The sequence below is a fragment of the Nocardiopsis oceanisediminis genome, from assembly GCF_048595525.1.
Lineage (GTDB): Bacteria > Actinomycetota > Actinomycetes > Streptosporangiales > Streptosporangiaceae > Nocardiopsis_A > Nocardiopsis_A oceanisediminis.
Map to the genome: position 1 here is coordinate 4,031,164 of NZ_JAFMZJ010000001.1, position 22,881 is coordinate 4,054,044.

Genomic DNA, 22,881 nt, shown 5'->3' on the forward strand with positions numbered 1-22,881 from the left:
GGAGGTCTCAGATGGCACCTCGGAGGTCGGGCTGGGCGGCGGTCGCCGCCGCCACCGCGCTCGCCGTCCCCACCGCGGCCGCGGTCGCGGGAACGGCCGAGGCGGACACCGGTTGGCGGCTGGTGCACGAGGAGGACTTCTCCCGGTTCGCCCCGTCCGGGGACACCGGGTGGCTCCCCGACAAGGACGGCCCGGGGAGCCGCTACGACGTGGACGGCTACGACAACGACGGCGGGTTCTTCCGCGCGATGGGCGGGCCGGCGTTCGGCGACCACCTGGACGGCATGGACCTGTACCGGCGGTCGTTCTCCTTCGGCGAGGACGGCTGGCTCACCGCCGAGCTCGCCAAGCGGGACGGCGTGCGGGAGCCCTCGTTCACCCGGGACCGGCTGCCCGGGGCCGGCCCCTCCGGGCGGTTCGGCAGCCCCGAGCACGGCGGCGCGGTGGTGCTGCGCTCCACCGAGGCGCTGCCCGCCGAGTACCGGGTGGAGGTCACCCTCAGGACCATCGACTTCGGCGGGCAGCGCGGCGGCGAGTGGGACTACGGCGGCGAGGTCAACGGCTACCGCCCCTCCGGCTGCAAGACCAACTTCCCGTGGGCCGCCTCGGGCGACTTCACCCGCCCCGAATGCGACTGGCACGACGTCACCACCGACTCCAACGGGTTCTACTTCCTGTCGGTGATGGACTACGGCCGTCCCGCCCCGCACAACAACGTCTTCGTGCACACCCACCGCAAGGTGGTCATGGACGGCTACAACCGGTACCGCTACACCGGGAGCGGGCTGCGCTACTGCGACGCCCGCACCGGCGAGCTGCAGCCCTACGAGTGGGGCAGCGGCAACGGGGTGAACATGCTGTTCATGACGGACCAGCGGCGCTACGCCGACCAGCCGGGCACCGAGTACGTGATGCACAGCGAGTGCGGCACCGAGGTCGGCGGCGGCATCGTCAGCCAGGCCGACCTGGTGCCCGAGGCGATGCCGGAGCGCGACTACCGGTTCGCCGTGGAGCGCCGCGCCGACCGGTACGTCCTGGAGGTCTCCGGGGAGTTCCGGCACATCGGCGAGCGCACCCTCCGCTACGAGCAGCCCTTCGACGACGGCGAGAACCCGGTCTGGCACTACAACCGCACCCCCGGCGAGTACTCCGGGGAGCACAACGCCACCTGGACCTACCCGGCCCCGGGCGGCGGCGCCTACACCGACGCCGACGTCTGGCCGGCCGGCTCGGCCTACCCCGACCACTTCCTCATCGGACAGCCGCACATGAACTTCTACGAGGGCAGCGCGCGCGTCGACGACGTGCGGCTGTACGTGCCGAAGGGCGGCTGAGCGCCCTCCCCCGCCTCCCGGGGGCGGCCGCGGACACCGCGTCGGCGGCCCCCTCCGGGGAGCGTCCGGCCGGCCCCTGCGACCACACTGGATCCCAGGATCTCGATAGAAGACCTCGTCAGGGCGGGGAGCCGCGCACCGGCGCCCAGGCCGCTCGAAACGGACCCTTGAGAGAGGCGGACGCCCTCCAGCAGGCCCGGTTGCCCGACTGCCGGGTGCACCCGCTGACGTCCACCGCGGCACTCCTCTTCGAAATGCGCACCTCTCTGCGGTTCGACGACGGGAACGCCGCGCTGCTCGTGGTGCGCGGGCTGCGCTCGTTCGACCGGAGTACGCCCGCGGCGGCGAGGCCCCTCTTGGCGCTGACGGTCCTCGCCGGCACCCCCGGCCGCACCGGCGGGTCGTTCCCCATGGAGTTCGGGCCGTATCCGGACGCGAAGCTCACCGTCGCGGGCGACCTGGCGGAGTTCTACGTCCTCGATGCGGAGGGAACAGGCGACGTACCGCCCGATCATCCGGACATGGAACCGGTGCGCGTCCAGCACGCACTGCCGTCATGGCCCTCCATGTGCGACCTGCTCCAAGCGTCGGGGGCGCCCTGACGCGGCGGCACCGCCGAGCCGGCGGGAACAGGGGCCGCCGGGAAGGCCCCGCCGCGCGGACGGGCGGTCCGGGGTCACCGCGCGCACAGCCGGTCCAGCGCGGCCCGGCTCCCCTCGTCCGCGGCGCGGCAGATCATCAGCCGCTGGCCCGTGTCCTGAAGCGGCATGAGCACTTCGAAATGCACGGCGATCTCACCCGCGTCGGGGTGCCGCATCGCCTTGTGCCCGCGGCCGCCGGCCCTGACGTCCCCCTCGGCCCACAACCGCGCGAACTCCTCGTCGTGAGCGGTGATCTCGGCGATGAGGGCGGTCAGCGCCCGGTCCTCCGGATGGGCGGCCCACGCGGCGCGCAGGTGCGCGACCCCCTCCCGCACGACGCGTTCGCGGTCGACATAGAACTCGCGTATCTCCGGATGCATCAGGCACAGCCACATCGAATTGCGCCGGGGCGGCGGCAGGGTGCCGAAATCCAGTAGCAGCCTCGCCATCTCGCCGTTCCAGGCCAAGATGTCGTAGCGGTGGTTCATCAGCATGGCCGGCAGCGGCGACAGGTCGGTGACCAGCCGGGCCAGCGGCGCCGACGCGGCGGTGGCGGGCCCGCCGGCGCCGCGGCGGCGGTGCCGGGTGAGGTCGAAGAGGTAGGTGCGCTCGTCGGCGGTCAGGCGCAGCGCCCCGGCCAGCGCCTCCACCGTGTCCGCCGAGGGCCGCAGCCCGCGGGCCTGCTCCAGCCGCACGATGTAGTCGGTGCTGACCCCGGCCAGTTCGGCGACCTCTTCGCGGCGCAGTCCCGGGGTCCGCCGGGCCTGCCGGCGCGCCGGCAGGCCGAAGTCCCGCGGGTCCAGGCGCTCGCGCCGGGTCCGCAGGAACGCGGCCAGCTCCTCTGTCGTGTCCACGGTGCGGCTCGTCATGCCCGCTCCAACAGCCGGGGTAGGACCGGTGTTCCCAGGAAGCCCTCTCCCTTACCCCCGGCTCCCGGCCGTCGCAGGCTTGTCTCCGGCAACGGACCACGAGCACAGAAGGACACGATGTCACTCACTCTCGACACCTACCGGCTGCTGGGCCGCTCCGGGCTGCGGGTCTCCCCGCTGGCGCTGGGCGCGGCGACCTTCGGCACCGAGTGGGGCTAGGGCGCCGAGCGGGACGAGGCGCGCAAGCTGTTCGACCTCTACCGCGAGCGCGGCGGCAACTTCATCGACACCGCCAACACCTACACCGACGGCAGCTCTGAGCGCCTGCTGGGCGAGTTCACCCGCGCCGACCGCGAAAGCCTGGTGCTGGCGACGAAGTACACGACGCTGCGCCGGCCCGGCGACCCGAATTCCGGGGGCGCCCACCGCAAGAGCCTGTTCGCGTCGGTGGAGGCCAGTCTGCGGCGGCTCGGTACGGACTACATCGATCTGCTCTACCTGCACGTGTGGGATGCCGCGACGTCGGTCGAGGAGATCCTGCGCGGCATGGACGACCTGGTCCGCCAGGGCAAGATCCTGTACGCGGCGGTCTCCACCGCCCCGGCCTGGCAGGTGTCGCGCATGCAGGCGATCGCCGACCTGCGCGGCTGGTCTCCGCTGGTCGCGCTGGAGATCGAGTACAACCTGATCGAGCGCACCGGGGAACGCGACCTCATCCCCATGGCGCGGGAGATGGGGCTGGGCGTCGTCCCGTTCTCGCCGCTGGCCGGCGGGATGCTCAGCGGCAAGTACGGCCCCGAGGACCTGGCCCCGGCAAGCGGCGCGTCCGGCGGCAGCACCCGCAAGAGCTTCAACTTCGCCCTGGGCATGGTCACCGAACGCGGCCTCGCCATCGCCGGGGCCGTGAAGGAGGTCGCCGCGGAGCTGGGCCGCACGCCCGCCCAGGTCGGGTTGGCCTGGACCCTGGAGAACCCGGGGGTGACGGCGCCGATCATCGGCGCCCGCACCCCCGCGCAGCTGGAGGAGAACCTGGGCGCCCTGGAGGTCGACTTCACCGCCGCCCAGCTGGCCCGCCTCGAGGAGGCCTCCGCGATCGAGCCCGGTTACCCGCACGCCTTGCTCGCCGGCGACCACATCCGCAAGGTGACCGCGGGCGACCTGAAGATCGAGCCCCGGCGCTGATCCCCGAAGCCGGGCGGCGCCCGGACCGGCCGGGCGTTGGGTGTTCTGCCCGAATCCTCTCGTTTACGACGTAGATTCGTAGATCGGGGGATCAGTCCGGATCGGCGGTGAACTCCAGGGCCCAGTCGGCGAACTCCGGGGTGTCCACGAAACCCGCGGTGACCAGGGCGAACCCGGGAACCTCCAGGAGCACCGCCGGGGCGGCGACCGCCGCGACGTCGATCGCGTCCTGCCGGGTGGAGGACTTGCGCCAGCGCGGGTGCAGTGCGTGCAGGTCGGCGATGCGGCCGGCCGCGGTGCGGACCGCCTTCCGGGCCGGGCGGCGGGCGCCCGGCAGCCACCCGCGGAACCCGGGCCAGGCCAGCCGGCAGTGCCGGCGCAGCTCCGGCAGGCCGGCCAGCGGGGCGAAGTCCGGCGCGGACGCGGCGAAGTCGGCCAGGACCCGGTGCGCGTCCGCCCCCGAGGCCGGCGGGGCCCCGGCCCACCACCGGTCCCACTCCCGGCGGACCTCGGGGCCGGCCTCGGGGCGCGCCGCCGGGGAGCCGAGCAGCTCGCACCCGGGGATCCCCGGGTGGGCGAACGCGTACCACTGGGCCGCGGCCCCCGCCCCCGGGAAGACCCGGTGGTCGCCGATGTCGGCCGGCCCCCGCCTGCCGGGGCGGGGGCCGGTCGGGCCGAACCAGCCCGGCGGCTCGCCGCGCTCCGGCGCGGACGCGGTGAACGCGCGCAGCCAGGGCAGGTAGCGCTCGGAGAGCACGAACCCGAGGGTGACCGCGGCCCGGCCGGGCTCCTCCCGGAGCACCGCGGGCTCGGCCAGGCCCAGCACGTCCAGCCGGACGGCCTGCCCGTACGTGGGGGCCGGGGACGACCGCGCCGGAACGTCGGCGAAGACGCCCGCGCCGATCAGGCCGAACGCCCGGAACCAGCGGTGGAACGCGGGCCAGCCCCGCTCGCAGTGCCGGCGCAGCTCGGGCCAGCGGGCCAGCGGGGCGAAGTCCGGGACCCGCGCGGTGGACGGCCCCTCCGCGACCAGCATCTGCGGCCGCGCGGGCGGGACCTGCCCGCTGAGCACCGCCTCCTGCCACTCACGCCACTGCGCGGCCACCGCCGGGGAGCCGGCGGGCCGCGGCAGGACGGGGCCCGGCACCAGCGCCGCGTCGGGCGTCCCGGGGTCGACGAAGCGCACCCAGCTCGCCGCGGCCGCGAACCGCACGTCCATCGGCGCCTGCGGGGAGGCCGGAAGAGGTCCGGGGGACGAGAAGTCCATCGCCCCCTCCCTTCTGCGTCCGGCACCGCTGGCGCAGCGTACCGGAACGTGAAAAAGGGGGCATGGGCCCCGGTGAACAGGAACGCCGCATCGCCGACCGCCCGCCCGCGCCGCCCCGGGAGCGGCGCCCCGCTCCCCCGCCCCGGGCCCGCGGCCGCAGCGGTGCGCCGCCGAGCGCCGAGCGCGGCGCCCGTCCGATGAGATCGGGCCCCGGGCCGCCCGGCGAGGGCCGGGGAGCGGGGAGAGGGAGGGGCGGGACCACCGCGTTCACCGGGGCGGGGCCCACCGGCCCGGCCGGGCCGCCGCACTCCCGGAGGTGGGCGGGGGGTCGGGCTCTCGCGGGACGGCCCGGGCCGGACCCCGGGTGCCGCGCACTCCCGGTGCCGCCCGCTCGGAGAGGGGCTCGCCGAAAGGGGCCGAAAAGAAGGGCCGCCCGGCGGTTGTGGCCGCGGAGCGGCCGCTTCTCTTCCTACCGTGGCGGCATGATCCATCACGGCACAGCCGTCCGGAGGGCGCCCGGCGGCGCCCTGAAGCGTACCGCCTCGGCGGAAGGGGGCTCGGCATGACGATCGGAGTGACGACGCCGACGGGCAACGTCGGCTCGCACCTGCTGCGGCTGCTCGTGCAGGCGGGCGAGCGCCCGCGGGCGCTGCTCCGGGACCCCTCCCGGCTCGCCCCCGACCTCGCCGGGCACGTCGACGCGGTGGCCATGGACACCTGGGACGCCGACGCCGTCATCGAGGGCACCCGCGGGCTCACCGCGCTGTACTGGGTGAACCCGACCGCGACCGACCGGGACCCGCTGGAGGCGCACGCCGCCGCCGCGGCCAACGTCCGCGCCGCGGTGGAGCGGAACGGCATCGGGCGCGTCGTCTTCCAGTCCAGCGTCGGCGCGGAGAAGCGGTCCGGCGTCGGCGAGATCGACGGGCTCGCCGCCACCGAGCTCGCCCTGGACGCCACCGGGGTGCCGGTGACCCACCTGCGCTGCGGCTACTTCTTCTCCAACCTGCTGATGGACGCCGAGGCGATCCGCGGCGGCGTGTTCGCCACCGCGATGGAGCTGGACCGGCCGGTGCCGTGGGTGGCCCCGGCCGACATCGCGGCGGTGGGCGCGGTCCGGCTGCTCTCCGGCTCCTGGACGGGGCGGTGCGTCCAGGCGGTGCACGGGCCGGAGGACATCTCCTTCCGGCAGGTGGCCGGCGTCCTCTCCGAGGTCCTCGGCCACCCGGTGGAGCCCCGGCGGATCGGCGACGACGAGGCCCGGGCGGGGCTCGCGGCCGCCGGCCTGCCCGAGGCCGTGGTGGAGGCCATCGCGATGATGACGGTGGGCGTCAGGGACGACTTCACCCCAGAGGACCCCCGCAGCTGCCTCACCACGACGCCCACCTCCCTGGCCGCCTGGGCGGCCGAGCACCTCGCGCACCTCGCCCGGTGACGCCCGCGCCCCGGCGCCCCTCCCGTCCGGGGGCGCCGGGCCCGGGGGCGGGAGGGCTCCCCCCGCCCGGGCGCCGAGCACCCCCGCCGGGCGCGTCCCGGCCCCGGCCGGGGCCGGTCCCGGCGGGGCGCGGTCAGCCGTGCCAGACCTCGTCGTGGCCGGCGTGCTCCGGCAGGTAGGCGCCCGGGTGGAACAGGGCGTCGTAGTACTCGGTGTCGATGTGCTGGGCCTGCAGGTAGTTCATGATCCAGACGGTGGGCACCGTGCCGGGGAACCTGCCGAAGGTCGCGTCGACGTACTCCGCCTGGAGGGTGAGCAGCTCCTTGAACCGGGCGTCGTGCGGTGCGGCCGCGCCGCGCACGCCCGGGGTGTCCCGCCACGGGCCGGGGGTGTCCGGGTGGAACGGTCCGCCGGGTCCGAACTTGCGCTCCGCGTAGGCCTCCACCGCGGCGGCCATGTCCGGGAAGTGCGGCCGGCAGTAGGCCTCGAACACCCCGGGCAGGCCGGTGGGGTTCGGCAGCGGCCAGCGGGGGTCGGTCTGCACGTGGAAGCCGAGGCCGGGGACGTCGGCGCGGCCGGAGGCGCCGAGCACGGTGGGGCGGTCGATGCCGTCGAAGGCCCACCCGCCCAGGCCCATCGCGGTCAGCAGCAGGTGGCCGTTGTAGACGCTGGTCATCAGCTCGGCGGTGGCCTCGGTCAGCGAGTACTGCTCGACGAAGGAGAGCGGCACCGGGTCGTCGGTGTCCACCCGGTCGGCGAACGCCTCGATCCCGGGGATCCGCCTCCCGTTGACGTCGTCGTAGACCGCGACCCCGTTCTGCGCGAAGAAGGCCAGGTTGGCCAGCGTGTGCTGGGCGATGTCGGCGACCGGGGCGACCAGCAGCGAACCGGGGTGGTTGGCGATCCAGGTGTTGTGGCCCTCCATGTAGGGCTGCTCGCGGGGGATGTGCAGGCGCTCGGCGGAGATCCTGCGGACCCGGGAGAGGACCGCGTTCAGCCGCCCCTCGGTGTCGGGGTGCTCCTCGGGGCGGGCGTCCCGGGTGGACAGGAAGTAGGTGCCCGAGTCGTCGGTGAAGAAGAAGTCGGCGGTGTGGAAGCCCGCGGCCGACGGGAAGGTCCGGCCGCCCGCCGCGCCGCTGTAGTTCGGCAGCGCCGGGGCGTATCCGGGGTGGTGGGTGATGGCGTGGTGCCACCCGGTCACGCCCGCCACCGTCGTCAGTACCAGGGCGCGCTCGACGTCGCTGAGCGGCACGGGGTCGTGCCGGCTGCGGTAGGCCAGCGGCCCCGCGGGAACGTGCCCGCCGAGCGGGAACCGGCGCGATCTCCGCCCGAACACCGCGTCCAGCAGCGGAAACCGGCCGAGCCGCTCAACGGCGGCCCGCTCTGCCGCACTCAGCGCGACCGGGGGCAGCCCGTCGCCGTCCGCCATGCCTCGTCCCTCCTCGCGGTGGCCGCCTCCCCTGCCGCACCCCTCCGCCGGGGCGCGCCGGAGCAGGAGGCCGCCCGGTGCGGAGCCGCCGCCGGGCCGCCCCGGAGGCGGGCGGTCCCAGACTCGCCAGCGTTCCCCTCTTTGTCAATCAGGACAGTGGGTTTTGCGCCGTTCGCCGGTTTCATCGGTTTCGCGGAGCGGGAGCGGGGCGCTCCGGCCCCCGGGACCGGCCCTCCGGGCGCCCTGGCGTACGTGCCGACCGCTCCGCGAGCGGGCCCGGCGGCCACCGCGATCACGGCGGACCCGTACGGCGCGGACACCGCATCGGGCGCCTTCCACGGATACGGCGGCGCATCGGGCCGCCCGCCGGGCCCCGGGGCGGCGGGCGGAGGAGCCGGGGAAGGGGCGCGAGCACCGGAGAGCGCCCCGGCCGCTCTGCGCGGGCGCTCCCCTCAGCGGGTCAGGCGCCCTCGGCGAGGGTGCGGACGATGTCGGCGGCCGGGCGCTCCTCCGCGGAGCGGTAGGAGGTGCCCGCCCACAGGTGGAGGCGGTCGGCGTCGCCCTCCGCGGCGGCGGCCCTGCGCATCGGGCCGGTCAGGTGGTGGACCTGCGGGTAGGCGGCGGGGGCGTCCGCGGTGTAGGTGCCGAGGAAGCGGTTGACCAGGCCGCGGGCGCGGCGGCCGCTGAAGGCCCGGGTGACCGCGGTCCCCGGGAACACCTCGTCGGCCAGGGCCTGCTTGTGGGTGCCGCTCGCCCCGCTCTCCGGGGAGCGCAGCAGGGCGGTGCCGACCTGCGCGGCGGCGGCGCCGTGCGCCAGGACCTTGCGGACCGCGGCGGCGTCGCCGATGCCCCCGGCCGCGATGAGCGGGAGCCGGACCTCCGCCCGCACTTCGGCGAGCAGGTCGAGCAGGGGCGCGGTGCGCTCCTCCGCGTCGTCGAAGGAGCCCTGGTGGCCGCCGGCTTCGGCGCCCTGCACGATCAGCGCGTCGGCGCCGGCCTCCACCGCGGCCCGCGCCTCCTCCGCGGTGGTGACGGTGACGACGATGGCGCTGCCGGCCGAGCGCAGCGCGGAGGCCTCGGCGGGGGCGGGCACCCCGAAGGTGAAGCTCACCACCGGGACCGGGTCGGAGCGGAGCAGGTCGAGCTTGGCCGGGTAGTCGTCGTCGCTCCACCGGGGCTCGCCCAGCGGGGCGCGCAGGGCGTCGGCCTCCGGGGCGATGGTGCGCGCGTAGGCGGCGACGGCGTCCGGGTCGGCGCCGTCCGGGCCGGGCACGAAGAGGTTGACGCCGAACGGCCGCCCGGTGAGTCCGCGGGCGCGGCCGATCTGCGCGGCCAGCGCCTCCGGGGAGGCGTAGCCCCCGGCGAGGAACCCGGTGCCGCCGGCCGCGCCGACGGCCGCGACCAGCTCGGGCGTGCTCGCCCCGCCGGCCATGGGCGCCCCCACCACCGGTACCGAAGCGGCCCAGAGTCCGATGCCTTCCGCGTCGACCACCGTGCACGACCTCCTCTGCCGACCGACCGATCCCTGCAGGGTCGCACATCCCGCGCCCCGCCCTGTACCGCGCCGGGGAGGCGCCGGCCGCGCCGCCCCGGAAGGCGGGCGGGCGGCGTGTCCCCGGTCCGGCCGGGAGCAGCGGCTTCGCCGCCCCGTCCGCCGGTCCGCCCGCCGCTGCCGCCCGGCGGCGGCCGGCGGCGCGAGGCGGAGGTCACATTCCCGCCCCGCGCGGTGGCGCGGAGCGGTTCCGGACCGCGGCGGCCGCCGGTGCTCCTCCGCCCCGCCTGCGGGGGCCGGCCCTGCGGACGCCGGCGCCGTTCCGCGTCCCCGCCGCCCGCCGGCGCCGGCCCCCCTCACGGCGGCCCCCGGTTCCCACCCAGAGCCCGGTTAGGTTAGCCTTTGCTTCCATGAGTCAGCCCTACGCCTTCTCCCTGATCGAGGTCCTCCGCTCCGAACTCGTGACTCCGCTGATGGCCCGGGTCACCTTCGGCGGCGGCGACCTGAGGGACTTCACCCCGGTCGCCCCCGACCAGCAGGTGAAGCTCTTCTTCCCCCGGGAGGGGCAGGGCGCCCCGTCCGTGCCGCCGATGCCCGAGGACGGCGACGTGGGGCGCTGGCACGCCGCCTACCTGGCCATGCCCGACGAGGTGCGGCCGTGGATGCGCAGCTACACGATCCGCGCCCACCGGCCGGAGGCGGGCGAGGTCGACATCGACTTCGTGCTGCACGGCGACGAGGGCCCGGCCTCGCGCTGGGCCGGCGCGGTCCGCCCCGGCGACGTGCTGGGCATGCTCGGCCCGGCCACCGCCCGCTACCGCGAGCCCACCTCCGCGGAGGACTGGTGGCTGCTGGTCGGCGACGAGACCGCGCTGCCCGCCATCGGCGCCCTGGTGGAGTCGCTGCCCGAGGGCACCCGCGCCCAGGTCTTCGCCGAGGTCCGGGACGCCGCCGAGGAGCAGGCCATCGCCCGGCCCGGCACCGACGTCACCTGGGTCCACCGCGGCGCGGTGCCGCCGGGCCGGGGCACCGGCCTGGCCGACGCGGTGCGCGGCGCCCGGCTGCCGTCCGGCGCCGGCTTCGCCTGGGTCGCCGGCGAGGCGTCCATGGTCCGTACCGTCCGCCGCCTCCTGGTCGGCGAGCACGCGCTGCCCAAGAGCGCGGTCGCGTTCACCGGCTACTGGCGGCTCTCCGCCACCCAGGACGCCCCGCCCACCGAGGAGGACCTCGCCGACGCCGCCGAGCAACTGACCGAGGCCTGAGCGGGCACCGGGGGCGCCCTCCCCCGCCGCGCCCTATCCGCCCACAGGGCCCCGCCCCGCGCGGTTCGCGAAGCTCCTCGGGGACGCCGGCCCCGCCTTCCGGACCCGTGCGCGGCGGGGCGGGAGCGGCCCCTCCCCCGCGGCGCCGAGAGCGCCGAGGCGGGACGGCTCCAAGGTGAAGGCCCCGGGCGGCCGGCCGCGCACCCGGCAGGCGCTGGGGCCGACCGGGCGCGCCGCGCCGCCTGCCATGCGGCGGCCGGTCCGCCCCGGTTCCCGGGCCGGTGCGGATCAGCGGTCCGCCGCGCCCGCGATGACCCGGTCGATGTGGCGCAGCACCCGGTCGTGCAGGTCCAGGACGGGCAGCCCGAGCAGTCCGCCGGTCTCGGCGGCCGCCCGGGAGTAGAGGGCGGTGATCGCGCGGAGGGCGCGGAGCTGGTCGTCCGGGTCGTAGCCGGCGAACGCCGAGGGGATCCCGGACCGGTAGGGCTCGGCCGCCCACTCGTCGATGCGGTGGCCGCCGTGCCAGGTGTCCACCGCGCCGCCGGAGCGGGCGAAGGCGTTCCACTCCAGCATCCGGAGCAGCAGCTCCTCGGTCTCCACCAGGCGCGACGCGGCCGGCCACAGGTCCCCGCGGGCGATGTAGACCGGGATCTGGGTCGCCTCGAACCAGAACTCGCGCTGGTCGGTCTCGAACTCCCCGGCGTCCGGCGCGCTCCGCTCCGGAGGGCGGGGGTCGGAGGGCTCCAGGGCCCGGGCGGCGCCGGTCTCGTCCAGGTGGACGAGGTAGCCGCGCCGGTACAGCCCGTCCAGTCCGCCCGCCGCCATCCGCTCCAGGCGCTCGGGGCCGGCCAGGGTGAAGTCGGCCTTGCGCCCCTCGGCGAACACGGCCAGGCAGGTGGGCCAGTCCGGGTCGTCCTCGGCCTCGTTGGCGAGGTGGATCGCGACCAGCACCGGGGCGATCTCCTCCAGCCAGGCGTCCTCTCCGACCAGCTCGGCGGTGCCGGGGCCGATGAGCTCGACGTCGAGGTCGGAGTAAGCGTCGACGCGCAGCCCCCGGGCCCTCGACCCGGTCTGGACGACCGCCTGGATCCCGTCCCGGGCGGTGGCGAAGTCGACGATCCTCTTCAGCAGCAGTTCGGGGTTGTCCACCGCTCCACGCTAGCCCGGGGCCCCCTCGCCCGCCCCTCCTTTTCCGCCCCTCGGGGCGGAGGCGGGGCGGGCCCCGGGCCGGGACCGCCCCCTGCCCCGGGGCGCCCCTCCGCGCCGCTGCTACCCTGCGCGGAGGCGGTCGTCCGATGATCGGAACGCCCGTCTCGACATGTGGACAGGAGCCGGGGGCGAGGGTCCGCGGAGCGGCGCGGCGGAGGACGGCATGGACATCGGATCGCTCGCGCTGCTGGTCGCCGCCGGGTTCGCGGCCGGCCTGATCGGCTCGGTGTCCGGGCTGGCCTCCCTGTTCAGCTACCCCGCGCTGCTCGCGGTGGGGCTGCCGCCGATCGCCGCGAACGTCACCAACACCGTCGCGCTCTTCTCCCACACCGTCGGCTCGGCGGCCGGGTCCCGGGCCGAGCTGCGCGGGCAGCGGCACCGCATCGTCCGGTTCTGCGGGCTCTCCGCGGCGGGCGGCGCGGGCGGCGCCTGGCTGCTGCTGAACACCGGCGAGGAGGCCTTCGGACTGATCGTCCCCTGGCTGATCGCGCTGGGCTCGGTCCTGCTGCTGGCCCGCGGCCCGTTCCGGCGGCTCACCGAGCGCCTGGCCGGGGCGCGCGGCGCCGCGGGGCCGAACCCGCTGCCGCTGGCCGTCGCGGTGATGCTGGTCGGCGTCTACGCCGGGTACTTCGGGGCGGCCGCCGGGGTGCTGATGCTCGCCGTGCTCTCGGTCGCCCTGGACGAGTCGCTGGCCGTCGCCAACGCCCTGAAGAACATCGCCACCGGCGGCGCCAACCTGGTCGCCGCCGCGGCGTACGCGCTGCTCGCCCCGGTGGACTGGGCCGCGGCCGCCGCCGTGGCCGCCGGCTGCCTGGCCGGCAGCTGGATCGGCCCGTCCATCGTCCGCCGCCTGCCGGAGCGGCCGCTGCGCATCGCCGTGGGCACGGCGGGCCTGGGCCTGGCCGCACACCTCTTCCTCTCCGCCCTGGACTGACGCCCCGCTCCGCCCGGTCTCCGCGCAGGGCTCGGCGGCGCCGACCGCTCTTCGGTGTCCACGGAGCCGGTCCCATGAGTCCCGGTCACACCATGAACACCGGTCTCCCTGCGGGCGCCGGTCCGCGTGAGGGTCTTCCCATGACCGAATCACAGGCGCCCGAGATGCGGCCCGTCCGCACCGACTCCTCCGACCTGGCCGAGCCCCGCGTGCTCATCCGCACCTTCCTGGAACCCGGGCGGCCCGCCCCGGGGATCGAGTTCTACGAGCGGCTTCAGGGCGTCGCCGCCGACGCCCGGTTCTCCTTCCCCGAAGCGGACCCGCGCCTCGCGGTGGCGGGGGCGTTCCTCCTCATCGAGGGGAGCGCCGAGGCCGTCGCCTCGTTCCTCTCCACCGCGGGAACGCTCCTGGTGGACGACGTGTACCCCTACTACGACCGGCCGGCCGCCGAGGGGGCCGAGATCACCGAGCCGCTGCAGGAGGTCCCCACCGGGACGGGGTCCGCCGCCCGCCGCCCCGACGGCACCGTGGTGGAGTACGTCCACCACCGCCCGAACGCCGACGGCCGCGGGCACATCCCCCTCCCCCTGTGCGGCCGATGCCTCTAGGCTCGCGCCATGACGCATACATGGGATCCCGCTGCGGAAGGGGTGCTGCGGCTGCCCTCGGGGCGGCTGGTGCGCGGGCGGGGGCTGCGGTACCCGCTTCCGGACGGGCCGCGGCCCGGGTTCGCCCTCTACCTGCTGGGCCACCGGCCTCCCGAGGTCGACTGGGAGAGCAGCTGGGTCCGCTGGCCCGACTTCTGGCTGCCCGCCGACCGGGGGGCGGCCGCCGCCGCGCTGCGCGAGGCGTGGGAGCGCGCCGCCGCGGAGCGGGTGGAGGTCGCCTGCAACGGCGGCAAGGGGCGCACCGGGACCGCGCTGGCCTGCCTCGCCGTGCTCGACGGGGTTCCGGCCGGCGAGGCGGTCGGCTACGTCCGCGAGCACTACAGGGCGCGCGCCGTCGAGACGCCCTGGCAGCGCCGCTTCGTCGCCCGCTTCCCCCGGATCGCCGGCGCGGCCCGCTGAGCCGGAGGGGTCCGGCGCCGGGGCGGCCCGGGGCGCCCGGCCCCGGGCCGCCCCGGTTCAGTCGAGTTCGGGGATGCGCGGGCCGTAGCGGTTGAAGAACCGCTTGTTGGCCTCGTCGCCGCCGGGGATGTTGGCCGACCGCCACAGCGGGAGCTCCAGGCCGGCCTCCTTGACCCGGTCGTGCACCGCGGCCAGCAGCAGGTTCCACAGGTAGGTGTTGGCCAGGCTGGACAGCGGCCCGGTGACCGGGGCGTTCTCCGGGTAGGAGGCGTCGCCCGGCCGGACCAGGGTGTCGATGACGTGGTCGGCCTCCTCGGCGAGGGTGCCGCCGGCGCGGCGCGGGGCCGCCGCCGAGCAGGAGCGCGAGGTGAACGCGACCACGGGGATGCCGCGCTCGCGGGCCGCGCGGGCCAGCTCCACCGGGTAGGGGTTGACCCCGGAGGTGGAGAAGACGAACAGCACGTCGCTCTCCTGGTAGCCGGTGTCGGCGAGGACCTCGGCGGCCAGGCCGGTGCGGCGCTCGGCGGCGGTGGCCTCGGCCGCCCCGTGCAGCGGCAGCAGCTTCGGGGAGTAGACCGGTTTGACCGCGGCCAGCCCGCCGGCCCGGAAGAACGCCTCGGCCACCGCGATCATGGAGTGCCCCGACCCGGCGACCAGCAGCACCCCGCCGTCGCGGACCACCCGCCGCACGACCAGGTCGGCCACCGCGTGCAGGGCGGCGGCGTTCTCCTCGCCGACCTCGGCCAGGTGGCCGCGCATCCGGGCGCCGAAGCCCGCCTCCGCGGCGTCGGGTCCCTCGTCCACGGCGCCTCCCCCCTTCCGCTCCGGCCCCCGCGTCACAGCCACCCCTGCCCGGCCAGCCGGTCGCGCAGCGAGCGCGCCAGGCCGTCCCGGTCGAGGAAGTCGTCGACGGTGAGCACCACCGGCGCCAGGCCCTCCAGCTCACCGGTGTGCATGCCCTGGGCGACGATCACGTCGGCGGTCATCCCGCGCGCGGTGGTGATGTCGGTGTTCTCCACCTTGGCGGTGACGCCGAGGTCGCTCAGCGCCCCTTCCGCGGTCATCTTCAGTATCAGGCTGGACCCCATGCCGACTCCGCAGACCGCCAGCACCACCAGGGGATCTGAACGCGTCATCCGCGCCTCTTCTCCGTGTTCTCCGCGGGTTCTCCCGCTCTGTCCTACCCGGAACGCGCCGGGGTTCGCACCCGGCGCGCGCCCGGGGAGGGGCGGCGGCGGTCCGCCCGCGCCGCCCCGGGTCTATTCCCGCTCCGCCGCCTCCCCCTTCTCCTCCTCCCGGGCCTCCTCGGCGCGCCGCCTGCGCCGGTCCCGTACCGAGAGCCAGGCCAGCAGGGCGACGGTGAGCAGGCCGATGAGGACCGGCGCCGCCCACACGCTCGGCACCACCGCGGCGATGCCGGCCAGCAGGAACACGATGGCGTACCAGTCGGCGTCGGCGAGGGTGGCCAGCTGCGGCGCGGTGCCGCTGAGCATCCCCCAGGTCACCGCCTGCCCGAAGGCCAGGATCAGGCCGTTGAGCGCGCCGCCGAGGACGGCGCCGCGCCACCCGGCGACGGCGTTGCCGAACACGCCGCCCGCGCCGCCGCCGAAGAACAGCATGATCATCGGCGGGACGAGGGTGAACCACCCGGCGGCCGCGAAGACGCCCAGCAGCACCAGGAAGACGGCGGTGCTCGCGACGAAGCCGAGCATCACCGCGGTCGGCGCGGCGGGGAAGACCGTGGGGATGTCCAGGGCGGGCCGGGAGCCGGGGACGAGCCGGTCGCTGACGCCCTTGAAGGCGGGCACGATCTCGGCGAGGAACATCCGCACGCCGTAGAGGAGGATGGCGATGCCCGCGGCGAACCGGAACGCGGCGATCACGCCCCAGGCCCAGGGGTCGATGTCCTCGCTGTAGGCGGCCGCGGCCTCGCGCACGGCCTGCTGGTCGGCGAAGGCCATCGACACCAGCAGGATCACGCCGATGACCAGCACCGTGCTGACGTTGACGTCCTTGAAGAAGGAGAGCCGCGCGGGCAGCTTCAGCCGCTCGGTGCCGTGCTTCCCCGGGTCGCCGAGGGGTCTGGCGGCCACCGCGGTGAGCAGCGCGAGCACCGAGGTGGTGTGGCCGAGGCCGAACTCGTCGCGCCCGGTGACCCTGCGCATGAACGGGGCGATCCACATCGGCTGCAGCGTCCAGTAGCAGGCGATCAGCACGGCGCCGGCCGGGACCAGCGTCCACTGCGGCAGGTCGCCGAAGGCCTCCACCAGGCAGGCGGTGATCACCACGCTGATCCAGAACATCAGGTGGCCGGTGAGGTAGACGTAGCGGGCCGCGGGGAAGAGCCGGACCAGCACCAGGTGCAGGAGGAACCCGAGGGTGATGATCAGCGCGACGCTGCCGCCGTGGGTGCCGAGGAACCCTTCGAGGTCGTTCCGGGCGGCGGGCGGCTCCGCGCCGACCGCGCTGGAGACGATGGTCTGGAAGTCGGTGAGCCCGCCGGTGAACAGGTCGACGCCGACGAAGAGGATGATGATGCCCAGTGTGGCCCGGATCGCGCCGCCGACCACCTCCTCCACCGGTTTGCGCTGCAGGAGCAGCCCCAGCAGCGTTATCAGTCCGATCAGGATGGCGACTTGGCCGAAGACGTTGTCGGCGATCCAGATGAGTACGGCTTGCACCGCGTCCATGAGGCGACTCCGCTGCCGTGGCTGCTCTGCCGGGCCGCGCGGGCGGGGCGCCCGCTCCGCCCGGTGACGGATTCATAACCCTCCCCCGGAACGGTATCGAAGTGGCACCGGACACATCACGGTTGCGGCGGCCCCGGAGCGCCGGAGGGGCGGGACCGGCCGCCCCTCCGCCGCCGACATCCCGCCGGCGGGTCAGCGGGTGCGGGCCATGGCGTCGGCGACCGCCCGCGCGCCGGGGGCGGGGTCGGCGCGGAGCCCGGCCTCGACGCCGTCCCGGTCGGCGCCGGAGCGGTTCTGGCTCAGCTTCCACTTGGCCTCGACCCGCTCGATCAGCACCTCGACCCCGACGATGGCGCGCAGCTGCCCCTCGGTGAAGCGGCGCGGGGCGTCGTCGACGCTCCACGGCTCGGCCCGGCCGGCCTCGTGCAGCAGGGTCAGCCGGCGGACCGCGTCCTCGGTCCAGGCCGGGTCGTCGTGCGCGACGAGCCGCCCGTGCAGGTGCGCGGTGACGTAGTTCCAGGTGGGCACGGTCCGGCCGTGCTCGCGCTTGGACGCGTACCAGGTCGGCGTCACGTAGGCGTCCGGGCCGCGCACGATGACCAGGGCGGGGGCGCCGCCGCCGAGCCCGGCCCGCCACTGCGGGTTGTTCCGGGCCAGGTGGCCGAGGAGGCGGCCGTGCGGCCGGGGCCGCGGGTCGTGCACGAACGGGACCGGGGTGGCGTCGAACCCGTCCGCGGTGCGGGTGACCAGGTCGGCGGCGCCGGAGTCGCGGAGCAGTCCGGCGACCGCCTCCGGGCCCGGGGCCGCGAAGGCCGTGGGGATGTACATGCCGCTCCACCTCTGCCCAATATGAACTAGTGCAATTCGTTGATCGCTTCCGAACATACACCCGGAGCGGTGCGGGCCGCCATCCGGCCCATTGACCCAACCGACCGTTTGGTCGGAGACTGCGCGGAGAGTCGGGACCACCCCCCAACCGGCCTTGGAGGCAGGCATGCCGGACGCCCCCCGCCCTTCGACCTCCCCCTCCGCCCCACTGGACGCCCTGATCGTCGGGGCCGGATTCGCCGGCCTGTACATGCTGCACCGGCTGCGCGGCCTCGGCCTGCGCGCGCTCGTCTTCGAGGCGGGGTCCGGCATCGGCGGCACCTGGTTCTGGAACCGCTACCCCGGGGCCCGGTGCGACGTGGAGAGCATCGACTACTCCTACTCCTTCTCCCCCGAGCTGGAGCGGGAGTGGGAGTGGACGCACCGCTACCCCGACCAGGCCGAGATCCTGCGCTACATCGAGTCCGTCGCCGACCGCTTCGACCTGCACCGCGGCATCCGGACCCGGACCCGGGTCACCGCGGCCGCCTTCGACGCGGCCGAGGCGGTGTGGCGGGTGCGCACCGAGGACGGGTCCGACACCGCCGCCCGGCACCTGATCATGGCCACCGGCTGCCTGTCGGTGCCCAAGACCCCGGAGATCGACGGCCTGGACCGGTTCGGCGGCCGCCTGCTGCACACCGCCCGCTGGCCGCGCGGGGGCGCGGACTTCACCGGGCGGCGGGTCGCCGTCATCGGGACCGGCTCCTCGGGCATCCAGTCCGTCCCGGTCATCGCCGAGCAGGCCGCGGCGCTCACCGTCTTCCAGCGCACCGCCAACTTCAGCCTGCCCGCGCACAACGCCCCGCTCTCCCCGGAGGCGCTGGCCGAGGCCAGGCGCGGCTACCCCGAGCGGCGCAGACGGGCCCGCGGCTCGCACACCGGGGTGCCGATGCCCGAGCCGCAGACCTCCGCGCTGGAGGTCTCCGCCGCCGAGCGGGAGGCCGTCTACCGGGGGCACTGGGAGCGCGGCGGGCTGTTCGGCATCTTCCGCAGCTACACCGACGTGCTCACCGACGCCGAGGCCAACCGGACCGCCGCCGACTTCGTCCGGGAGCGCATCCGGGAGACCGTCGCCGATCCGGAGGCCGCGGAGGCCCTCACCCCGCGCGACCACCCCTTCGGCACCAAGCGGCCCTGCCTGGACACCGGCTATTACCAGGTGTTCAACCGGGACGGGGTGGACGTCGTCGACCTGCGCGCCGAGCCGATCGAGCGGGTCACCCGGGAGGGGGTGCGCACCCGGGCGCGCGACCTCCCCTTCGACGACATCGTGCTGGCCACCGGGTTCGACGCGATGACCGGGGCGCTGGCCGCGGTGGACCTGCGCGGCCGGGGCGGCATCGGACTGGGCGAGGCCTGGTCCGGCGGCTGGCGGAGCTACCTGGGACTGGGCATGGCGGGCTTCCCGAACCTGTTCACCGTCACCGGGCCGGGCAGCCCGTCGGTGCTGAGCAACATGCTGGTCTCCATCGAGCAGCACGTGGACTGGATCGCGGAGTGCATCGCGGCGCTGCGCGACCGCGGGGCCGCGGTGATCGAGCCGACCGCGCAGGCCCAGGAGGCCTGGACCGCGCACGTCGGCGAGGCCGCCGAGGCGACCCTGTTCCCCCGGGCCGACTCCTGGTACCTGGGCGCCAACGTCCCCGGCAAGCCCCGGGTGTTCATGCCCTACGTCGGCGGGGTGGGCCCCTACCGCGAGATCTGCGCCCGGGTCGCCGAGGACGGCTACGCCGGGTTCGCGATCGGCTGAGGACGGCGCCGGAAGAGGGCGGGGGCCGGTGCCGGGTGCGCGGCCCCGCCCCGGACGCCCGTCCGGCCCGCGAGGCGCCGATCCCGGCGCGGCCGCCCTCTCGGAGCCGGCCGGGGCGGCGGCGCGGAAGGAGCGGACGCCCCCGGGGCGCCCCCTCCGCCGGCCGGGCGCGGGGCGCCGCCGGGCGGATGAGGCCGCGGCCGCCGGGGACCCGCCCTCGGCGGCGGCCCGGGGCCCGGAGGCGCTACATCGCGAAGATCCGGTCCGGGCGGATGAAGACCGCGCTGCGCACCTGCTCCTCCATCGCGCGGTCGTAGGCGTCCCAGTCGTCGTGGGTGCCCCCGGCGGCGGTGAACACGGTGCGCAGCACCTCGCGCAGCCGGGCGGCGCCGATCCCCTCGCGGGGGTCGGCGTAGCCGATCAGGTCCACCGGGCCGCCCGCGCTCGCCCACGGGTACCCGGCCTGGAACACGATGGTCGCCTGCGGCCGGGCGCGCCACAGCCGCAGTTTGACGCTGCCGCCCGCGGTGGTGAAGGCGACCGACGGCTCCCCGGTGACCGGGTGCCCGGTGATGCCCGCCGCGACCACGCTGGACTGGATGGAGCCGTCGGCGCGCACCGCGGAGACCACCCCCCGGTGCCCGCCCTCGTCGATGATCCGCTGCACGTCCGTGAGATCGGCCATGGGCCGAACCCTACCCAGGGCGGCCCGGCCCTCCCCTGCGGCGCGGCCGCCGGGGCCGCACCCCGGGGCGGCCGGATGTGCGCCACGCCTCGGCCGGCGCACCGGCCGCCGGCGCCCTCCCGGACCCGCAGGTGAGAAGGGGTGCGTCCGGCCGCGGGCGGGCGGGGCGCGGCGCGCCGGCCGGGCCTATGACGCAGTTCACCGGAGGAAACGACGCCAACTTGCGTTAACGGTGATTACTCTCGTTGGCGAGGGCCCTGGCGCACAGGGCCCGGACCGAACCGAGAGCACTCCGAAGAGAGGTTGCCCCCCATGGTCGACACCGCTCTCATCTACACCGGGATCGCCGTCACGCTGGCCGGGGTCGCCGCGGTCTTCCTCTGCGGGATCGGCTACATCGTGTACCAGCTGGCCCAGGACCGGCTGGACCTGAAGGCCGGCGTCCCGCTGCCCGGGCGGGAGCACGCCGCGACCGCCGCACTCCCCGCCGAGCCCCGGACGGCCGGTGCGGACGCGCGGACGCGCGGCGGCGAGCTGCAGCCCAGCGCCTGACCGGCTCCGCGGCGGCCGGCGCCGGCCGGGGAGCGGGTCCGCTCCCCGGCCGGATCCCGGCCTTCCCCGGCGTTCGCGGCCGCCCAGGCGTCCCGGCCGGCCCCGTCCGAACCGGGGGCCGGGGCCGCCGTTCTCCCCTCCGCACCGGGAGGCGACCGGGGCGCGGGCGCCCCTCAGGGGCCGTCGGGTGTCCGACCCCGGGTCGGGAGAGGCGGGGATCGGGGGCTCGGCGGCGCCGCGGCCGATGGGTGGAGGTGGCCTGTGATCGCCGCCCGCACCCGGCTTCGCCCGGCCCGCCCCGGCCGCCGAGGACCTGCGCCGCCCCCGGGATCCGCCCCGGCCGCCGGGGCGGTCGGGCCCGGCTCGGGTGCGGCGGGGCTTTCGCGGCGCCCGCGCGGAGGCGGCCCGTCCTGCCGGTGCCCCCGAACCCCCCGCTCCGGGCCCCGGACACCCCCCGGGGGGTCGAAGAGCCGGCGTCGGGCACCGCGCCATGACGGGGGGAAAGACGGCCGAACGCGCCATGAGCCTGAAGGAGCACCACGCCCGCCCAGGTTGAAGAACAAGCTCAGAGGCTGTCGGGCATCCGGCCGGTCGCCCGGTGAGGCCGCCTCGGGCTTCCCCGCCCACTCGCGGTGCGGACGGCCCGCGCCGAAGGCGCACACCGCCTGTTCCCGCCGGTCTCGGCGTCGCGGGGGCATCGGAGCGCTCCGATGCCCCCGCGAAACCTCCCCGCAGCGGCCGCGGCGGCGCCGGGTCCCGGATCGCCGCTTCCCCCGGACCTCGCCCGAACACACCGGGCGACCGCTCGCATGCCCAGCGGTCTCTGAGAGCGCCGGTGCGAAGCGTGCGCCTCGGCCGATGCCCGCGGACCGGCCCGCCCGCCCACCGGAGACGGCGCCCCTCCGCAACGCCAAGATCATCGGAGGAAGGGGCGCTCGGTCATGGCCGACCGGCGACGGGGAGCGGCGCCCCGGCGACGGCCGGCGCCCCCGATCACCTCCGCGCCCGCCCGGCCCTCCGCCGAGCGGGGGCGCGAACGGAAGAGCGCGCGGTTCCGGGCTCCGCCCGGAGGGCCTTCCGCCGCCCGGCGGGAGCGCCTCCCTCCGGTCCCGCGCCGGAGAGGGGATCAGGCTCCGGCGCGCGGCGGGGCCAGTGAGTCGGTGATCCGGACGCCGGTGGGCAGCCGGCGGCCCGGGGGGCGGCGGTCGCCGCCGTCCGCCCCGACCATCTCCGCCAGCGCGGCCACCGCGCAGCGGCCCAGCTCCCCCGCCGGCGCGAGCACCGCGGTGATCGGCGGTCCGGGCAGGTCGGCCAGGGCGATGTCGTCGGCGGCGGCGACGCTGACGTCCTCGGGGACCCGCACGCCCATCCGGCCGAACTCGAACATCATGCCGAGCAGCAGCAGGCTGTTGTAGACCAGCACCGCGGTGCACCCGGAGGCGGCGATCGCGCGCGCGGCGGCCGCCCCCTCGGCGAAGGCCGGGCGGACCGGGCCGTGCACCCGCACCCGCAGCCCCGAGCGGGCCGCGTGCTCCACCAGCTCGTCGCGGCGGCGCCGGTCCATCCAGGACCCGGGCGGGCCGGCCAGGTAGGCGACGTCCCGGTGCCCCAGTTCCACCAGGCGGTCGTAGATCCGGCCCAGCCCGCCGGGGGTGTCCACGGTGAACGAGGTCAGCCCGGCGACGCGGCGGTTGATCGCCACCACCGGTTTGCGCCGGTGCACCTCCGCCAGCGCGGCCGCCGGACTCATCGGCGAGAGCACCGCGAACCCGTCGACCTGCCCCTCCAGTTCGGCCAGGGCGGCGGCCTCGCGGGCCGCGTCGCCGCCGGTCACCGCGATGATCACCCGGCGGCCGCCCTCCGCGGCGAGGTCCTGGGCCGCGGTGGCCGTGGCGGCGTAGAACGGGTTGTCCAGGTCGGGGACGAGCAGCGCGAAGAACCCGGTGCGGCCGGTGATCAGCGCGCGGGCCGCGGGGTTGGCCCGGAAGCCCAGCCTCTCGGCGGCGCCGCGCACCTTGGCCAGGGTGGCCGGGGCGACCATGTCCGGCCTGGACATCGCCCGCGACACCGTCGACGCCGAGACGCCCGCCTCCCTGGCCACGTCGTCCAGCCTGGCCACGTCGTCCGGACCCGCCACGCAAGGCTCCCCACCGCTCGAAGGACCGCCGGGGCGGCCCGGTGTGGACCGCGCCCCGGAACAGAGGCTACGCTGT

At 76.3% G+C, this 22,881-nt stretch carries 20 protein-coding genes and 1 pseudogene; 10 read left to right on the forward strand and 11 right to left on the reverse strand.

Annotated features, from left to right (window positions below; all coding sequences use genetic code 11):
• Positions 1-11: 11 nt before the first annotated feature.
• Together J0910_RS18020 and J0910_RS18025 are read left to right on the forward strand one after the other, a co-directional pair.
• Complete coding sequence (locus J0910_RS18020; protein ID WP_420159698.1) at positions 12-1,334, forward strand: hypothetical protein; 1,323 nt, start codon at positions 12-14, stop codon at positions 1,332-1,334.
• 167 nt (positions 1,335-1,501) lie between these two features.
• The gene (locus J0910_RS18025) at positions 1,502-1,936 is read left to right on the forward strand and encodes a hypothetical protein (RefSeq protein WP_420159699.1); all 435 of its coding nucleotides are present in this window, start codon (positions 1,502-1,504) and stop codon (positions 1,934-1,936) included.
• A gap of 74 nt (positions 1,937-2,010) precedes the next feature.
• On the opposite strand, the gene J0910_RS18030 is transcribed toward J0910_RS18025, so the two are convergent.
• The gene (locus J0910_RS18030) at positions 2,011-2,844 is read right to left on the reverse strand and encodes a helix-turn-helix domain-containing protein (RefSeq protein WP_420159700.1); all 834 of its coding nucleotides are present in this window, start codon (positions 2,842-2,844) and stop codon (positions 2,011-2,013) included.
• Between the two features lie 237 nt (positions 2,845-3,081).
• On the opposite strand from J0910_RS18030, the pseudogene J0910_RS18035 reads away from it, so the two are divergent.
• Positions 3,082-4,026: pseudogene (locus J0910_RS18035) on the forward strand (aldo/keto reductase); the annotation flags it as partial.
• 91 nt (positions 4,027-4,117) lie between these two features.
• Here J0910_RS18035 and J0910_RS18040 read toward each other — a convergent pair.
• The gene (locus tag J0910_RS18040) at positions 4,118-5,293 is read right to left on the reverse strand and encodes a hypothetical protein (protein ID WP_420159701.1); all 1,176 of its coding nucleotides are present in this window, start codon (positions 5,291-5,293) and stop codon (positions 4,118-4,120) included.
• 562 nt (positions 5,294-5,855) lie between these two features.
• Between J0910_RS18040 and J0910_RS18045 the strand changes: the two genes are divergently transcribed.
• Entirely contained in the window at positions 5,856-6,728 is an 873-nt protein-coding gene (locus tag J0910_RS18045; RefSeq protein WP_420159702.1) for an NAD(P)H-binding protein, read from the forward strand.
• 133 nt (positions 6,729-6,861) lie between these two features.
• On the opposite strand, the gene J0910_RS18050 is transcribed toward J0910_RS18045, so the two are convergent.
• Complete coding sequence (locus J0910_RS18050) at positions 6,862-8,157, reverse strand: hypothetical protein (RefSeq protein WP_420159703.1); 1,296 nt, start codon at positions 8,155-8,157, stop codon at positions 6,862-6,864.
• Between the two features lie 460 nt (positions 8,158-8,617).
• Positions 8,618-9,649 carry a nitronate monooxygenase gene (locus J0910_RS18055; RefSeq protein ID WP_420159704.1) on the reverse strand — a complete coding sequence of 344 codons (1,032 nt, stop codon included), beginning with the start codon at positions 9,647-9,649 and terminating at the stop codon, positions 8,618-8,620.
• Between the two features lie 410 nt (positions 9,650-10,059).
• Here J0910_RS18055 and J0910_RS18060 point away from each other — a divergent pair, with 410 nt between their 5' ends.
• A complete protein-coding gene (locus J0910_RS18060; RefSeq protein WP_420159705.1) occupies positions 10,060-10,911 on the forward strand; it encodes a siderophore-interacting protein in 852 nt (283 codons plus the stop codon).
• Positions 10,912-11,199: 288 nt separating this feature from the next.
• Here J0910_RS18060 and J0910_RS18065 read toward each other — a convergent pair whose 3' ends face one another.
• Positions 11,200-12,060, reverse strand: a complete 861-nt coding sequence (locus J0910_RS18065; RefSeq protein ID WP_420159706.1) for an aminoglycoside 6-adenylyltransferase — start codon at positions 12,058-12,060, stop codon at positions 11,200-11,202.
• A gap of 223 nt (positions 12,061-12,283) precedes the next feature.
• Here J0910_RS18065 and J0910_RS18070 point away from each other — a divergent pair, with 223 nt between their 5' ends.
• From J0910_RS18070 to J0910_RS18080, 3 genes are all read left to right on the forward strand, one after another.
• Positions 12,284-13,054, forward strand: a complete 771-nt coding sequence (locus J0910_RS18070; RefSeq protein WP_420159707.1) for a sulfite exporter TauE/SafE family protein — start codon at positions 12,284-12,286, stop codon at positions 13,052-13,054.
• 140 nt (positions 13,055-13,194) lie between these two features.
• Positions 13,195-13,662: a hypothetical protein gene (locus J0910_RS18075; RefSeq protein WP_420159708.1), complete on the forward strand. Its 468-nt coding sequence runs from the start codon at positions 13,195-13,197 to the stop codon at positions 13,660-13,662.
• Between the two features lie 9 nt (positions 13,663-13,671).
• Positions 13,672-14,121 carry a protein-tyrosine phosphatase family protein gene (locus J0910_RS18080; RefSeq protein ID WP_420159709.1) on the forward strand — a complete coding sequence of 150 codons (450 nt, stop codon included), beginning with the start codon at positions 13,672-13,674 and terminating at the stop codon, positions 14,119-14,121.
• Positions 14,122-14,178: 57 nt separating this feature from the next.
• On the opposite strand, the gene J0910_RS18085 is transcribed toward J0910_RS18080, so the two are convergent.
• From J0910_RS18085 to J0910_RS18100, 4 genes are all read right to left on the reverse strand, one after another.
• Positions 14,179-14,925: a sugar isomerase domain-containing protein gene (locus J0910_RS18085; RefSeq protein ID WP_420159710.1), complete on the reverse strand. Its 747-nt coding sequence runs from the start codon at positions 14,923-14,925 to the stop codon at positions 14,179-14,181.
• Positions 14,926-14,957: 32 nt separating this feature from the next.
• Positions 14,958-15,257 (reverse strand): PTS sugar transporter subunit IIB, encoded by a 300-nt coding sequence (locus J0910_RS18090; protein ID WP_420159711.1) that lies wholly within the window; start codon positions 15,255-15,257, stop codon positions 14,958-14,960.
• A 123-nt stretch (positions 15,258-15,380) separates the two neighbouring features.
• Entirely contained in the window at positions 15,381-16,811 is a 1,431-nt protein-coding gene (locus J0910_RS18095; protein WP_420159712.1) for a PTS ascorbate transporter subunit IIC, read from the reverse strand.
• 192 nt (positions 16,812-17,003) lie between these two features.
• Positions 17,004-17,639, reverse strand: coding sequence for an FMN-binding negative transcriptional regulator (locus J0910_RS18100; protein WP_420159713.1), 636 nt, complete (start codon positions 17,637-17,639; stop codon positions 17,004-17,006).
• A gap of 166 nt (positions 17,640-17,805) precedes the next feature.
• On the opposite strand from J0910_RS18100, the gene J0910_RS18105 reads away from it, so the two are divergent.
• The gene (locus J0910_RS18105) at positions 17,806-19,431 is read left to right on the forward strand and encodes a flavin-containing monooxygenase (RefSeq protein WP_420159714.1); all 1,626 of its coding nucleotides are present in this window, start codon (positions 17,806-17,808) and stop codon (positions 19,429-19,431) included.
• A gap of 244 nt (positions 19,432-19,675) precedes the next feature.
• Here the strand turns inward: J0910_RS18105 and J0910_RS18110 are convergent, their stop codons facing one another.
• The gene (locus tag J0910_RS18110) at positions 19,676-20,116 is read right to left on the reverse strand and encodes a pyridoxamine 5'-phosphate oxidase family protein (RefSeq protein ID WP_420159715.1); all 441 of its coding nucleotides are present in this window, start codon (positions 20,114-20,116) and stop codon (positions 19,676-19,678) included.
• A 312-nt stretch (positions 20,117-20,428) separates the two neighbouring features.
• On the opposite strand from J0910_RS18110, the gene J0910_RS18115 reads away from it, so the two are divergent.
• Positions 20,429-20,668 carry a hypothetical protein gene (locus J0910_RS18115; protein ID WP_420159716.1) on the forward strand — a complete coding sequence of 80 codons (240 nt, stop codon included), beginning with the start codon at positions 20,429-20,431 and terminating at the stop codon, positions 20,666-20,668.
• Positions 20,669-21,794: 1,126 nt separating this feature from the next.
• Here J0910_RS18115 and J0910_RS18120 read toward each other — a convergent pair.
• Positions 21,795-22,805 carry a LacI family DNA-binding transcriptional regulator gene (locus J0910_RS18120; RefSeq protein WP_420159717.1) on the reverse strand — a complete coding sequence of 337 codons (1,011 nt, stop codon included), beginning with the start codon at positions 22,803-22,805 and terminating at the stop codon, positions 21,795-21,797.
• Positions 22,806-22,881 lie beyond the last annotated feature (76 nt).